The organism is Parabacteroides sp. AF48-14 (assembly GCF_003477465.1).
GTDB lineage: Bacteria > Bacteroidota > Bacteroidia > Bacteroidales > Tannerellaceae > Parabacteroides > Parabacteroides acidifaciens.
Genome location: NZ_QUDI01000001.1, coordinates 131,537 through 147,535, shown reverse-complemented (window position 1 = coordinate 147,535; position 15,999 = coordinate 131,537). Strand labels below are relative to the sequence as shown.

Annotated in this window: 7 protein-coding genes and 1 pseudogene; 4 read left to right on the top strand and 4 right to left on the bottom strand. The window is 48.6% G+C overall.

The window, feature by feature from the left end:
* Positions 1 to 20: 20 nt before the first annotated feature.
* Positions 21 to 3,647, bottom strand: a complete 3,627-nt coding sequence (locus DW083_RS00595; RefSeq protein ID WP_122331072.1) for a LamG domain-containing protein — start codon at positions 3,645 to 3,647, stop codon at positions 21 to 23.
* Position 3,648: 1 nt separating this feature from the next.
* Positions 3,649 to 9,777, bottom strand: coding sequence for a LamG domain-containing protein (locus DW083_RS00590; RefSeq protein ID WP_122331071.1), 6,129 nt, complete (start codon positions 9,775 to 9,777; stop codon positions 3,649 to 3,651).
* Between the two features lie 309 nt (positions 9,778 to 10,086).
* Between DW083_RS00590 and DW083_RS22050 the strand changes: the two genes are divergently transcribed.
* Positions 10,087 to 10,995: a hypothetical protein gene (locus tag DW083_RS22050; protein WP_158582073.1), complete on the top strand. Its 909-nt coding sequence runs from the start codon at positions 10,087 to 10,089 to the stop codon at positions 10,993 to 10,995.
* Entirely contained in the window at positions 10,917 to 11,909 is a 993-nt protein-coding gene (locus DW083_RS00585) for a helix-turn-helix transcriptional regulator (RefSeq protein ID WP_158582072.1), read from the top strand. Before DW083_RS22050 ends, DW083_RS00585 begins: the two co-directional genes overlap by 79 nt.
* A gap of 119 nt (positions 11,910 to 12,028) precedes the next feature.
* Here DW083_RS00585 and DW083_RS00580 read toward each other — a convergent pair.
* Both DW083_RS00580 and pruA read right to left on the bottom strand, forming a co-directional pair.
* Positions 12,029 to 13,203: pseudogene (locus DW083_RS00580) on the bottom strand (proline dehydrogenase family protein).
* 18 nt (positions 13,204 to 13,221) lie between these two features.
* Positions 13,222 to 14,853: an L-glutamate gamma-semialdehyde dehydrogenase gene (gene pruA, locus DW083_RS00575; protein WP_115497900.1), complete on the bottom strand. Its 1,632-nt coding sequence runs from the start codon at positions 14,851 to 14,853 to the stop codon at positions 13,222 to 13,224.
* A 194-nt stretch (positions 14,854 to 15,047) separates the two neighbouring features.
* Between pruA and DW083_RS00570 the strand changes: the two genes are divergently transcribed.
* Positions 15,048 to 15,236, top strand: coding sequence for a ferredoxin (locus DW083_RS00570; RefSeq protein WP_115497899.1), 189 nt, complete (start codon positions 15,048 to 15,050; stop codon positions 15,234 to 15,236).
* Between the two features lie 207 nt (positions 15,237 to 15,443).
* The gene (locus tag DW083_RS00565) at positions 15,444 to 15,998 is read left to right on the top strand and encodes a helix-turn-helix domain-containing protein (RefSeq protein ID WP_115497898.1); all 555 of its coding nucleotides are present in this window, start codon (positions 15,444 to 15,446) and stop codon (positions 15,996 to 15,998) included.
* Position 15,999 lies beyond the last annotated feature (1 nt).

Sequence of the window (15,999 nt, the reverse complement as noted above, 5' to 3'; positions counted from 1 at the left end):
GATTCGATTCATTCTTCTTATTATTTTCTTCTGACTTTATAAACATTTTTCTGTCCGTTCACAACCACTACAGCCATATAGACCGTACGTGCCAATTCTTCATTACAAACCCAACGATGATGCAAATAGCCACCTGCCACACAGGTTTCCGCATGGCGGTACATCATCTGCCCGGCTAAGGTATAGAGATAGATTTCCACCTTATCGCCCGGTGCCGTATTCATAACGAAATTCAGTTCACGTTCAAACGGATTCGGATAAACCGATATCTGCAGATCGTTCATGAAATCGAGTATCACAGGTTGTTCGATGCTACCCTGTACATTATGGGCACGATAGTCGAACACCGGAGATGTCTGGGCTATGATTTCGCCATTCCGTTCAAGGGCGAAAGATACCGTTTCGTTTCCGGTACCACCAACCGTTATGAAATATAGAGGCGTTCCGTTTTCAGGATTCTCGGTCAGCGTAGCGGCTCCGCGCAACTCGCCTTTGGAATATGCCAACAGCTTGTCTCCGGTATGGACAGGCAAGTTTTCAGCAATGGTAGCCACCACCGACATATTGGCTTCATAACGGTTATCCGGGTAAACCGGTTCTTCCGTCATCGAAGCAGAACGAGTCTGGATATCACTCCGCAACCTGCCACCGGCGGACATATCCGGATAGACCAGCTTGCCGGCAACCGCACTGGACAACATATACCCTTTGCCCGGCTCCAGATAATTCAAGCTACCTAACCAACCGGTAACCGAACCATACATAGAGAATGCATTCTGCGATTTGATAATATCTCCATCTTTGGCTTCATAACCATTCAAAGCTTCCACAATCGGCAAGTTGACAGTAGGCAAATAGCTGATATAGTTCCACCCTTTGGCGATGTCAAGCGTCAGGCTGTCTTTATCGTGGATAGCGACACCCGACACACTCAACTTCTGATTCACAGGCGACTGTAACAGGAACATATGCTGGTTATCCAACTTGACAGGATCGCCCACCCAATCCTTAACCACAGGATCGTAAGCGGAGAATGTTGCAGTCGTCTCATCCTTGACCAGTTCGTCTCCTTCGAAGTTAAGCTTTTTGAACAGGCCTTCCGGATCGGAGAGCAGTTCGCTTGCCACATTGAAGGATATCCAGTTCCAGCCCTCTTTCAGACCGATATTCTGGATTACGCGTTCTTCCGCATCAAAGACAATCGGACTCATGGCGGAGCCTTTCACGTCATCGCTCTTGAAAGAGATCGTTTCCGACGAATACGCATCGTACACCAATCCGGTGCTGGCATCCCATACGCGGAATTCCAATTTATCACCGGTCATCGAATTGCCGTAAACCGTCATGAAGACATACCACATATCATTCGTCTTCAAATACTGGTTGTTGGCAACCCCCACACAACGTCCGTCACTGTCGAACGCAGCGATCATATCTTCGGCATCCGTCGAGAAAAGCCTGTTCACCCGCAGCTTACCGTAGATATTCATGTTGTACTTGAAGTCGGCCGGATCAACCATCCAGTCCGGTTGTTCGTCAAACACTTTCAGCGTGACAGGCAATGCTTCGGACACATTATTATCACCCTTCACATAGACCACTTCGTCATAACGTCCGACATTCGTACCTTCGTCTACCGTGAAGTTGATCGTCTGTGTTCCTAACGGATCGATCGTGCCATACATCGGTTCGGCAGACAGCCATGCCGGCAATCCCTCGATCGTGAAGTTCTTCTCCGTACCGCCCTGGTTTTCCACATCGACAGTGAAACTCATCTGGGCATACAGCTTCTTCTCTTTCGTCACGGATGCTTTGCTCCACTTCAACTGGTTACGGTTGATGTAGGCACTCCAGGTCACCGGACTTTGCATCAGGTTTCCGTTCAGGTCGCTCACCTCTTTCACCGTAAAGTTGACAATTGTCTTTTCGAGCGCTTCGGGCGTATCCATCAGGTTGATGACCAAAGCATCTTTATTCACGACAAAGGTGAACGGAATATCTACTTCCGGCCCTTTGGCGCGTACAGGTGCTTTTTCGGTGGAGACAAACTTGCTTCCGTCTGCGACAAGCGTAGAATCGGTCACCACATCTTCGCCACTGAATACCATCTCTTTGACGTTTGCACTGTTCGTGATATACTTGCTGAAAGGCAGATAAGCCATCAAGCCCATTTCCGTGCCCTTCGGACACACATTATAATTATTTCCGATGTAAGTGGAAGGCAACGCCATATTCCAGAGTTGCAGTTCGTCGACCTGCCCCTTCAGATACATATCCGTATGATCCACCATCTGGGCAGCCTCTGTCCAGCGGCGTGCACCCAGGTTCAGTTCCGTAGCCGAGAAACCGCCCAGCTTGCCGGCATCGAAATAGGTATTCAACACTCCGTCCATAAAGATCTGGGCATTACCAGCATTCCGGTTCACGGAGACGGCAAAGTGATGCCAGTTGCCGTCGGCCCAATGGCCTGCCACTTCCTCCTCATGGTCATTATTGCGGAAGACAAGCTTGCCACCTGCAAATCCGACAAACACTTTATTATAGCTGGTGTTATTCTCCTCACCTAATCCTTTGCCATTCGATACCAAAGCGGCATCTTTCTGTCCGGTAAACGCCTTGAACCAGAATTCGAGCGTATAGTCCTGCTCATCCGTCAGCGGAATGCGGGAAGAGTTGACCGTCAGGATCGTATCGCCTTTGAAAGCGACAGAGAGTCCGTCGAGCGTACTCCATTCGGCGCCATAAATCCAGGCAGTAGCTCCCTGGGCCTTATCGGTCACCTTGTCACCCTTGCCTTCTGTCATCGGATAATAAGCCAGCATACCTAATTCCTTTCCGGTGTAGATCGTCAGCTTGTTGGCAACAAGACTGCTCGGGCTCACCACCTTGTTCCAGACGCGCGCCTCGTGCATCTTGCCGGCAAAGAAGTTGCCTCCCTTCATATCCCGTCCGAAGAGCATCGGTCCGGAGCCGGTATAAGAATCCGTCTGCACGCCGGCGATCACCTCGATACCGCCGAAGTAAGCCGAAAGCTGCCGGTTGGAAGCCTTATAGCTCATGGCCACATGCGCCCAGTCCGTTGTCTTGAAATCCTGCGGTCTGGAGGTATATTCTTTGTCGCCGATCCGTACCTTCACCGACTTGTCGGCACCGATCGAAAGAACCAGCGAATTGGTCGAAGTGCCGTGGCTAAACAATGTCATCTCCTGTCCGAGCGCAGCCGGCAACACCCACATTTCGACCGTCAGGTCTTTGTTCGTCAGGTTACGTTCCGCCTGGGTAGCCAGATAAGCGGAATCGCCGTTGAACGTCAGCGAAGTGCTGTGGTCCCCCTGCGAACCGTTGCGGATCGCCGTCACCTGGAAATTCTTCACATCCGTCATATACCCTTCGGCAATCTCCTCGTTGAAATTCAAGCGAATCTCGTCTTCGATGCCCAGCACGCCGTCGGCAGGCTGGATATTACCGAACACAACCGGCCGTTTGGTGTCTTTCACACCGGAGATGATCGGAGATGACTTCGTAACGAACTCATTGCCCACCTTACTAAAGGTGACGGCACGGATATCGTACTTCTGGTCTTCGGCGCCGTAGAAGTTGGCAGTGACAGTCGCCCCGTCAATCATCTCCTTCGTACCCGTAGCCACCTCATAAAGCAGAGTCGTTATAGAAGCTGCAAATCTTCACCCACTTCGTATCCGCTTCAGAAGAAGCCTTGGACTGGATTTCGATATGGTCGAAACCCTGGAAGTTCACATCGAAACCATCGATCGTCAGCGGCATATAGTACTTGCCAAGCGAATCGACCGGCGACAATGTATTCAACGTCCACTTGTCCGACGGACTTTTTATATTGATATCCGACGACGAGGGGATAAAATGAGCCGAAATATAAACCGTATCGGCAATGATATCCTGAAAATCGGTCGGATCCGCCTGGCATTGCGACTTCAAGACGACAGCCAGGTCTTCATAGTCATACTCCGTTCCCCGGCGTATCTCAAGCGTCTTCTGCAAGACTTCACCATAGTCGACCAGAATACCACGTCCTTCACCCAGAGGCACACCGTCCATCGAGAACTTGGCGCCATGTTGGTTAGCAGCATCCACCACCGAGAGTGTGAAATAACAACCTTCGGCCGCTTCCGACTCATTATACAGGTTCAGTTTGAACACGGCAGCCTGGTCGGAAGGCACATTCGAAACAACAGACTTTTCAGCCGAAATCTTCGGGTTCTCGATCTTAAGCGTCGCTTTATCCAGAACCGATCCCGGTATATAGTACTCGGTCAGACGTTCTCCTTCATACGGACAACTGGTCGCTCCCCCTTTTGTACGGAACACGAAATTACCATACTGCGTTGTCTTAATATATGACCCCAGGTCCGAACTCCAACCATCATTAAAATGATCGCCCTCCATCATCGGCGCATTCACACGATAGACATCGACGCTCAAATAATCGTCATCGCCATTCTCTGCCAGCACAAATCCGGAAGAACGGCTGTCTTCGGACGAAGAGGTGCTCTCTTCATCCTTTGTGCCATAGCCTAATTCCTCGATCGAGACAATCACCCCGACTCCGGCAGCCCGCAATCCCAAATCGCCAAGCATACCGCCCCCCGCAATCAGATTATAGGTATGAGTCGATTCTACAGCATGCGACATTTCTTCCGCATATTCAATCAAGGCACCCGCCTGGAACGAATAATTATTGACCAAGTCTGTCGCCTCGAGCTTTTCTCTCTCATTTTGTTCAAGCACCCGTTCCCATTCCCGGATACTCTGGTTCAGTACATACACAGAGTCGGTAGATCCTTCGAATTTACTATCCGGCAGGTAGACCGTGTAACTGTCGCCATCCGAAATATATGCGCTATCCTCCGGTGTAATACTGGGGTCTTTCCGGCTGGTTTTGTTATCCTCGCCATATCCCTCCTCATCGGATTTACGGTGTGTGACGTAGACCGGCTTATTAGTCGTTTTGGCTATCGATTTCGCCTCTGACTCTGTCGTTCCGTAAGGAGCAAACAGGGAATTACGCAAAGCACGGATATTATCCATCAATGTTGTCTTTATAAATATCTGCGGATAAGCAAAGAAGGTATCATGTTTCACGCCAATGCTCAAAGCAGTACGTTTCACTACGACATAATTTTCGGTTTCAAGCAATTTCTGACTTTCCTCTCCATAAATACCGGAAGTTCCTTTTGCATCCACCAGTCTTTGATATTCCTCTTTTGTCAGGATCGTAATATCATCAGCCGGCCCATACAAGATATTGCTGGTCGTTCCTAAGAACAGGTCGCCATCGGCACCCACATACAGCGGGTCGTCGCTCGTCTGGTAACGGGAAGTCGTCGTGATCGAGAATGCCTCTGCATTCGCATCGCTACTTGAAACCTCCTGTTCAGCTTTTATACCAACGGTATTAATAGCCTCATTCTTCACCATGATTCCAAATCCGGTTTCAACCTCCGTACCGAAATACGAATTGACCGTTTCGCTCCCCTTATGCGCCTTTCCGGTGGCATAAGAAGAATAATAGGTATATGTCTGTCCCTTTTCGCAATATGCATAGCTGTTACTTCCGGGAGGGTCGCGCAGGATGTTGAACAGGCGGACCGGTCCTGCCGTCACGTAGCTGTTACCCCGGACACGCATACCCAGCACGATCGCTGTCAACAGGGGTGCCTTGGTATTCCCTACCACAAATTCCAACGTCTTCTTGCCTAAGAAGTTTCCCCCAATATCCGGGCTATTGACAGTAATCGCCACTTCGGCCGTTCCGGTCTCATCGAGTGTCACAGACTCTGGAGCACTGTTCTCCTGCATATTATTTGTAATTTTCAAATCGCCGCCTTCAGTCGGGACCTGGTCGACCCTCACGTCATCGCCTGTCCGCACGTCATTATAGAAATAGTCTTCGTGGCTGAACACCTTAAAGTAGTAAGTCGCCGTATGGAAAACCGGGCAATCGAACAGATATTTACCTTCATCATAAAGCGTGATCTCGACATTCTCGCCCGTCTGCGTCATCATGGTGAAGGTTTTGTCACCGAAATAATCCAGCGCCTCGCCTCCCTTGCGTTTCAGCTGTTTATAGGTCAGTGCAGGATCAACCCGGTAGGTATAGCTATACTGGTCATGATAGCTGAGGTAATAAATCGTATCGTGCTCCACGTTCGAAGCGTCCGTATAGGTAGTCTTATATTCGTCGGTCTGAAGGTCCAGCTTGTTTGTCAAATCGAGCTCAGCGCCCTTCAGTAAGTCACCATGTCCCTTTACAGATACCTCTTCGACCTGATACTTTTCGGGATATAGCCAGGCGTAATATTCGCCGGTCTTCACGTTCGGATAAATCAGGATTTGGTCCTTTTCGTAGGAGACCTTATTCGTACATCCGGCCAAAGAGACCTGATGACGCATAGTGCTGTCAGCCTCTACCACCGACAGATTCGCAGTTGAATTGCCTTGCAGCGTCAACTTCAGTCGTATATCATCCCCTAAGTTGTTCTTCGAAAGGGAAAAGCCGAGCGACTTGCCGCTTTCGACAGGGCCACCGGTCACACGCCCGATCACCTTCACCTTTGTCTGGTCCCAGAAACGGATATTCGTCAACGGGTCGTCGAAGTTCCAGTTGTTGCCGTTGCTGTCGAGCAAGCGTCCGCCGTCCTTAAAGACATGGTTAGCCTTCTCAACGACCAGCACCTTGGTTCCGGCATCGACCGAGATATCGAAAGAACCGTTGTTATCTGTCTCGACCCGTCTGCCGTCCGAACCGATTATGTAGTTTTCACCCTGGCGGAAATAAGCCCCCTGCACAGGGATCGTCGTGTTCTCATAATAAACATACCCGGTGACATGGACGGACGACCGGTCTTTGAAGTCCTGCGTCGCAGTGGTCTGGTTCGGACCGATCACGACAGTCATCGAACCGGGATCGAACGAATGGTTCGGGAAACTCGGCGTCAGCGTATAGGTCGTACCGGTCCCCTTGTAAGGCACGCCGGTAATACGGTAAAGCCCCTCCTTATCGGTCAGCCCGTAGAGTCCCAGCTGCGGTTCGGTCGGGATTTCTTCCGTTCTGGTACACAAAGTCGCATCATGTATCTTGCCATGACGGGCATTATATTTCTCATTATAGTTCGACAGATCATAAAACTCCGTCGTCACCGGATCATCCAGCCGCCAATAGGCGATCAGCGATACATCGGTACCCGGCAGCAGGCGGTTATAATCGCGTTTAATCTCCGCAGCCGTCAGCGCCCGGTTCCAGAGGCGTATCTCGTCGATGTAGCCTTTATATCCTTTTCCGACTACGACTTTAGAGTCGGCAGAAGTGAATGCACCAGAACCCCCCGTAGCGGTTTTCTCCCCATTAACGTCGGTCACATAAAGAGACAGCGTTCCATCCGCCTGCCGCGTTGCGGTCAGGTGGCTGAAACCATTGGTGGGGAGTACGGTGTCTAAAACGAGGTAACTCGTTCCGCCGTCAGACGAGAAGCAGGGTTTGCCATCCGCAGTCAGTCCCAACCGGTAATTGCCTGCCGAAAACAGGGTGGCTTCTTTCACTTCCGTCGGCCTCACATACATTTGCACGGTAAAGCCGGACGACAGGGTCACATTGTCGTCCGTCTCGATATAACTGTTGTCAGAGCCATTAAAGAAAAGGCTGCGGCTCGGCTGGAGATCAACGCTGGCATCGCGCTTCAACTTGACGACGACATCCGGCTTGGCATACCCCGTCCCATCGTAGGTAATACGGCCGCTGATGACACCTGTCGGGCTGCGGAAGCCGACGCTCGTTTCGGACGGTTTATCCGTTGTGATGCCTTCACATTTGCCACGAGCGATAACCCGGTATTCGTAAATTTCTCCGGCACTGCCTTTCGTATCCTCAAACATGGTATAATCACCGGTCAGACTACCAGCCATTAAGTAGCCCTCGGTTGAGCCGTATATCCGTCGCTCAATGATAAACTCATCGATCGGTTTGCCATTGGTCGTCCATTCCACACGTGTAAAATCAGGATAGTAACCTTTAGAAACGGTGATTCCTGTTATTTCCCCCAAATTGGACGGGATAATCGGATCGTTCTCTGAATTTCCTGAAGTAATGTTGTAAACCTTAGTCTTCACATCCGGTTCCTTGTAAGCATTATTGCCTGGCTTCACATAAATCTCATATTGATAGCGATGACAAAATACTGGAAGATAATCAGTATAAGAACCTTTCTCTGCTTCTGTATCCGGAACAATGATCGAAGTAGGAGTACCTCCCGCACTCAGATCTTTCCTGACAATACAGATTTGAGCACCGGCCGTGGTCGCCACATTCGCGCCAAGCTCGTCGAGTTTCCATTCAAGCTTAACGGTTCCTGTCGGATCTGTCATTTCAGCGGTAGCCGAAGCGACAGACTGGTGTGTCATTTTTTTGGGTGTCGATGCAACAGTTGCGAACTCCCACCCCCATTGCGCCGCGGCATCACGGCGGATACGGTAATAGACCTCGCCGTTCAGGTTGTCTTCGCCGGTGTTGTCAGTAAGAGCATAAGGGGAAGTTCCAAACGGCACTTTCCCGACCGTTTTCACATTATTGACAAACCCACCGTCGGTAGAACGCTGCACTTCGAAGTCGCCGGTGCCGAAGTCAGCGACGCTGTTGCCATTATTAGTACTCCAGGAGATTTCCGTGTCTCCACCTGGGAGATCCTTTAAGTTTATACCTTGTGCCTGCCGGAAAGGTGGCAATATGCAAGTTGCCTCTTTCGAATAATATACCGGTTCATTTCCCGCTCTTTTACCATGATTATGGATCAGATATTTAAATGTGAATTTCGTATTCTGTTCCTTATCCAAAACAGAAAAATCCTTATTGCCTGTTATATTGTTTACATTTTCTTCCTTACCATCATTCCACACTATTTTAGACCCTTCTTTGGGATTTGACACTCCCGAATAAGTCACTGTATAATTTCCGGCAGTATTTGATAAATTATAGCTCAGGTTGGGTGCCGGATACTTACCTCCTATAACCACAGGAAATGTTTTTCTCGCATTATATGCTGAATGTCCATCACCATCATACTCAATACCTAAGTCCAATATAAAAACCAAATTCTTTTCAACCAACTCTTTGGGAACATACCATCTTACATACAGATAACAAACGAGAGCATTGTCGCTTCCCCTCGTTTCTGGTAGCCAATAAATATAATCATTTTGACCATCACCTTCTATTCCTGTTGATTCACCTTGTGCTTTCCAATTTATCCCATCTCCTGAAAATTGGGCATCACCATTTGGTCTGCCCTTACTATCATTACGTGCGTCTATACGAATAAAATAATATTGCTGCCCCCCCACATTCTTCGTTGGAATCTCCCATTTGATATCATTACCTTTATCATCCTTACCCATAGTCCATGTCTTCTTCGAACCATCTTGCCATTCATCCCCCCAGGGATTTTTTGTGTAAAAATGGAAACACCTCGCAATAGTGCTAGTATCCCCATCAACCATTACTTTAAGCTCTGAATTATTAAGTCCCTCCCTTGTGTCATCAGTTCCTGACTTAAATGCAGGCAACGTTAATTCAATAAAACCATCAGTTGCCACTCTATCCACCAAAGTAGCCTTGTCAATCGTAATATAACCTTTCGCCATCGCCGGCGACATCCCCGAAGCCGCGAACAGCAATAATAATACAATCCAAAAAATAGAACTTCGGAAGTCCTGTCTTCTTTTTCTGTTAGTAAGTAAACGTTTTATCATACACTCTCTTTATTAATTTATATACTTATTTATTTTAACTATCCTTCCCGGTTTATCTTAAAAAAATATAAGTCGCAAAGAAGAACAAATAATGGTGAAGAGTATAGGACAAAACAGCATTCAAATGTGACAAAAGCCGCTATAGAGCTACCGACAGCGGACAAATGACAGGAATACAACCTACGGTGATAGGAATACCTATCATTCCGCTAAACAACCTTTTAATGGGTTTTTATCATGCAAGGTAAACATCGTCTTTACAAATTTATACTATCTTTGCCATAGAAACAATTGCATATAAAAAGCACAATGAGAGTATCACTTCTCGCGCAAACAATCTTACTTGCGCTTATCACTTTTGCACAGCCCACCCGACCGGCAACACATCCGGCAGACAGCCTGGTCGACATTAAAGAGGTGCAACGCCTGATGGCTTCCGATCCGGACCAGGCCCTGAGCCTGCTCGAGAAGGTTAAGGAGCAGAAGCAAACCCCGCAATTCAAAATCGACTGGGTAACATACCAGATCTATGCAACCAAAAGGCAATACCGGTTGGGTATTGCCTTCGCTAAGCGTGCGCTTAGCAACGATTCGCTGAACGCGGACACCCGGAAAAGCAGGGGTTATTACCTCAATATGTGCAAAAACTTGATTTTCGCCAACGATGCAATCGATGATTACGAGGGGGAACTCTATTATGCGAACGAGATGCTAACCAAAATGACCGAATTTGGCTATCCCGAATATGAGAAGCATCTCCCCTATTCCGCCCTCGCCAATGTGCAAAGGGAAATCGGAGACAAGGAAAAAGCTTACAAGCTGAAACAAAAAGCAATCGCACTGATCCGGCAGGCCTGCCGGAATGCAGAAGAGCACAACACGGGCAACGCATACCCGCTTCTCTACCTCTCGCAATACTATACCGAAACGGAAAACTGGCTGATGGAGGATTGCGACTACGAAGCCGCACTCCAAACCGCACTCGAACATCAAACCGCCATCGCCGAACTGGAAAAGAGGAAGGGCGGCAACCTGCCCCAGGGGATACCCGAGCCTTATGTGGAAAGCATCGTATGCACGGAAGCCGGATTTATTGCCTCCTGCTATCAGCAATTGGGACGACCGGAGGAAGAGAAGAAATGGTTCGACAAGTTCAGGAGCAGCCTTATTCGGAAAACGAGAAAGGGCTCTACCGATCGATCAGTTATTATACAATAAAGAAGAATTATCCGGAAGTGATCCGGCTTGCCCTGAAAGTCAAAGATATCATCAAACCACAGGAAGACATCGAGACAGAAATCCAAGTCTACAAGACGCTGGCAGACGCCTACGAAAAGACACACGACCTGCCGAACGCGATCCATTATCAGAAAGAGTCGCTCGCGCTCACCGACAGCCTGAACAAAATAAGACACAAAAATGATGCCCTCGAAATGGCAACCCTCTACGAAACCCGCGAGCAGGAACTCCGGATAGAGAGGCAGGAAGACACCCTGCAACACCAACGAACATTGTTGGCAGGCAGCGGAGCACTCATATTCCTGTTGGGCCTGGTCCTCTACCTGAGCGTACACAACTGGCGGACGGTACGCCGCAAGAATATCGCGATGGTCAGGCAAATACAGGAACAATTAGCATACAGCAAGAACATCGAACTACAACTGAACCGGTTGCAACAGGAAGAAGATACTACTGAATCCACGGAAGCGGCTTCAGAAACACTGCCGGGGACACCGGCTATCGGCTCCTTCAACAAAGAAAAACAATTGTTCACCAAATTCCGGAAACTGATTGCGGAAGAGAAACTATACACAAACCCAGGGCTTACCCGAAACGATGTCTGCACATTACTCGCGACAAACAGAAACACGCTGAACAGTGTGCTTCAACAATATACGGGCACTACATTCATCGATTATGTGAACAACCACCGGCTAATGTATGTCTTGGAGCAGTTGGTCGGCTCGAATGATACGATCGAAGTCATAGCCGAAAATGCAGGCTTCGGTTCCGCCCGTACCTTATACCGACTGTTCCGCCAGAAGTACGGAATGTCGCCGACCGACTATAAAAATGTCTTGCTGGAGGAAGAGAAAGAAAAAGAAAAAGAGAAAGAAGAAAAGGAATCCTAACCTTGTCCCCGCGCTTGACGCGGGGCCGCAAAAGAACAGGCCTTAATCAACGTTTACTGTCAGTTCTGATGCGATCCCGCGTCAAGCGCGGGAACAAGGGTTTACCTCATAATAACATCCTATTTCTTTGCCGCTTTCCGGCGATCCAGTTCCAGCTTCAGCATACGGAGCTCGCGGCTGGTCTGCCCGGCTACGGAGGTATTTTCCTCGGCACGGCGGATCAGGTAGGGCAATACGTCCCGCACTTTTGCATACGGCACATACTTGGTAACACGATATCCTTCATGGGCCAGGTTGAATGAGATGTTATCGCTCATCCCCAATAACTGTGCAAAGAAGATGCGCGGATCATCCCGTTTCAAGCCCTTCTCGTCAATCAGCTTGGCCAGCATATAGTTGCTCTCTTCATTATGGGTCCCCATAAACATCTCGAAATGTTCGAGGTGATCCATTGTGAAGCGGACAGCTTCATTATAATTGTCATCCGTCGCCTTTTTGTCCTTGCAAATCGGGTCGGGATAGCCCAAAGCGGCTGCCGGGCACGTTCGGCTTCCATATAAGCACCCCGCACAAACTTAACGCCGGCAATATAACCTTTCTCCTTCGCATCGTCCAGGATACGGCGCAGATACGGCATACGGTCATGGCGGTACATCTGTAAGGTCGCAAATACGATCGCACGTTTCTTATTGAACTTGCGCATGGCTTCGTCGGTCAGTTCGTCCAACGCATCCTGGAAACAATAGTCTTCCGCATCGACAATCAGGCGGACATCATTCTCGTAAGCGCGCTGGCAGAAAGCCATAAAGCGTTCCTTGAATTCACGGAATGCCTTTACCTCTTCAATCGTCAGCTCTTCCCGCTTCTCGGATGCTTTGGCAAGCAGTTCGTCCGTTACGATCGTGGAAGGTTTGAACACGGCATACGCCAGGTTATCATTGCCTTTTGCAAAATCGATCGAACGGATCGTTTCTTCAAAAGTAGCCTGTATGCCTTCGGGCGTCTGTTCGCCTTCGGCAGAGAAGTCGAGCGTCGAACGGACGTTGAATTTCCGCAGGTGGTCGATTGCTTTCGTGCAATCCTGCAAGGTCTCGCCACCCACAAATTGTTTGTACAAGGTCGGCTTAACGGCCCATGCCAAAGGAAAATGGATGTTCAAGGCAATATTACTCGCTACGCTGGCGCATTTAACTAACCAGGGGTACTTGATTGTATTGAACAGCAAATAAGCATTTTTCAGCTCAGACTGCGATTTGGCAGAGAAAGCGATTTCAGTGTTATCAAAGTCTAACATGGTATTATATTTAGTCTGTTATTTTTCTCCCAGGAACGGATAACCGTAGCTTGTCGGCGGAACCAGCGCCTCTTTGATGCAGCGGGCATTTGTCCAACGGATCAGGTTCAACGGGCCACCGGCCTTATCGTTCGTACCGGATGCGCGCGAACCGCCGAACGGTTGCTGGGCAATAACGGCACCTGTCGGTTTGTCGTTGATATAGAAGTTTCCTGCTGCATAACGCAATTTGTTAAATGCCATGTCGATCGCATAGCGGTCGCGTGCAAAGATAGAACCTGTCAGGCCGTACGGGGAAGTGCGGTCGCAGAGTTCGAGCGTTTCTTCATATTTGGCATCGTCGTACACATAAATCGTGATGACCGGACCGAAGATTTCTTCCACCATGCTCTTGAACATCGGGTCTGTAGTCTGGATAACAGTCGGCTCGACAAAGTAACCGACGGACTTGTCGCCGTTGCCGCCGAATACGATCTCTGCATCCGGAGATTGTTTTGCATAGTTGATATAGCTCATGATGTTGTCGAACGAAGCCTCGTCGATTACAGCATTGATAAAGTTCGTGAAGTCCTGGACATCCCCCATCTTGATTTCTTTCAGCATATCGCCCACATAATCTTTCACCTCTTTCCAGAGTGAAGCCGGGATATAGGCACGTGAACCGGCCGAACATTTCTGTCCCTGATATTCGAATGCGCCGCGCACGATGGCTGTTGCCACATCCAAAGCCGGAGCAGAAGGATGAACAAAGATAAAGTTCTTACCGCCCGTCTCACCGACGATCTTCGGATAAGATTTGTAGTTACCTAAGTTTTCACCGATCTGGCGCCACAATGTATTAAAGGTAGAAGTAGAACCTGTGAAGTGGAAACCACCCAAGTCGCGGCTGGCTGTCACCACCTTGCCAATCACACTTCCCTGTCCCGGTATAAAGTTGACAACGCCGTCGGGCAAACCTGCTTCCTGGAATACTTTCATCAGGAGGTAGTTGGAATGGATAGCGGTCGTAGACGGTTTCCAGACAGCCACATTACCCATCATAGCCGGAGCCATGTTCAGGTTGGAAGCAATAGATGTGAAGTTGAACGGCGTGAGCGAAAACACAAAACCTTCCAAAGCACGGTATTCCATCCGGTTCAGGATGCCGGTTTCCGAATAAGGCTGGTCGGCATAGACCTGGCTGGCATAGAAGGTGCTGAAACGCAGGAAGTCGATCAACTCGCAAGGAGCGTCGATTTCTGCCTGGAACGGATTCTTACTCTGTCCCAACATCACGGATGCATTCAACAAATAACGATACTTGGTCGACAGCAATTCAGCCACACGCAACATAACGGAAGCTCTTTCCACCCAAGGAAGTTCAGACCAATCCTTGTGCGCTTTCATTGCAGCATCGATAGCCATTTGCACCTCTTTTTCGCCGGCCTTGTGATAGGTAGCCAATACATGATGATGGTCATGCGGCATCACGACTTTACCGGTATTGCCGGTACGGATTTCTTTACCTCCGATCACCAAAGGGATATCCCATTCTTCTGAAGACAGCTGTGTTAGCGTTTTTTTCAAGGAAGATTTTTCACTGGAACCGGGGGCGTAAGCTTTTACCGGCTCATTAATAGGTTTAGGAAAGCTAAAAATTGCATTGTCCATAGTATTCTTGTTATTTAAGTGTTCAATAGCTGATTATTTCAGCGGCGTAAACATAATGAATAATTTTTTAATAGAAGAGAGCGAAGCGTTAAATTTAATTTAAAACAAAGTGTCACAAGATAGCCGCTCCCTATCAACTATTCACCCCATGCAGATGTTATCTTAGTATATTAATCATCTAAAATATAAGAATTATGGCAATAAAGAGTGTTTGGATAGAAGAAGACTGCATCGCTTGCGGCACTTGCGAAGGCATCTGCCCCGAAGTGTTCCAGGTAACCGACCGTTCGCACGTAAACGAAGGAGTGAACTTCAACGACTACGAAGAAGGCATCAAAGAGGCGGCCGAAAGCTGTCCGGTTAGCGTGATCAAATACGACTAAACGGATATTTAAAGGACGCAGATTACGCAGACGAGCGCAGACGAACGCAGATATTATTTATTCATAATAAAATAAGTCTGCGTTCGTCTGCGTATTCTGCGTTATCTGCGTCCAGTAAATATCCAAATCACATTATATTCCTCTTTTCTTATACATTTTGCTTTTTATTCCTATCTTTGGAGCATCATAAACATAATAATCAACGATATGAACGAACAGATAAAACAAATTGCAGAACGTCTGGCCGGCCTCAGGGATGCTTTAGAGATTACTCCCGAGGAAATAGCCAAAGTCTGTAACCTGACTCCGGAGCAATATATGGAGTTAGAAAGCGGCACAGTCGATATTTCCGTTAGCGTGCTGCACCAGATTTCACAGGCCTACGGTGTGGAACTGACAACCCTGATGTTTGGCGACGAACCAAAGATGAGCAGTTATTTTATCACCCGCAGAGGGAAAGGCGTTGCCGTAGAGCGCACCAAAGCATACAAATACCAGTCGCTTGCCGCCGGTTTCGTCGGTCGCAAGGCAGACCCGTTCATGGTGACCGTCCATCCGACAGCGGAAGACGCACCGATCTACCTCAATTCGCATCCCGGACAAGAATACAACATGGTACTCAAAGGCCGCTTGCTTTTACAAATCAACAACAAGGAACTGATACTCGAAGAGGGCGACAGTATCTATTTCAACTCCGAACTGCCACACGGGATGAAGGCGCTCGACGGAGAAAAGGTCAGTTTCCTGGCCATCATCTTATAAA

Excerpts from the sequence above, each read along its gene's own strand:
- DW083_RS00590 (WP_122331071.1), bottom strand. The coding sequence starts at position 9,777 with ATGATAAAACGTTTACTTACTAACAGAAAAAGAAGACAGGACTTCCGA.
- DW083_RS22050 (WP_158582073.1), top strand. The coding sequence starts at position 10,087 with ATGAGAGTATCACTTCTCGCGCAAACAATCTTACTTGCGCTTATCACT.
- DW083_RS00585 (WP_158582072.1), top strand. The coding sequence starts at position 10,917 with ATGGTTCGACAAGTTCAGGAGCAGCCTTATTCGGAAAACGAGAAAGGG.
- pruA (WP_115497900.1), bottom strand. The coding sequence starts at position 14,853 with ATGGACAATGCAATTTTTAGCTTTCCTAAACCTATTAATGAGCCGGTA.
- DW083_RS00570 (WP_115497899.1), top strand. The coding sequence starts at position 15,048 with ATGGCAATAAAGAGTGTTTGGATAGAAGAAGACTGCATCGCTTGCGGC.
- DW083_RS00565 (WP_115497898.1), top strand. The coding sequence starts at position 15,444 with ATGAACGAACAGATAAAACAAATTGCAGAACGTCTGGCCGGCCTCAGG.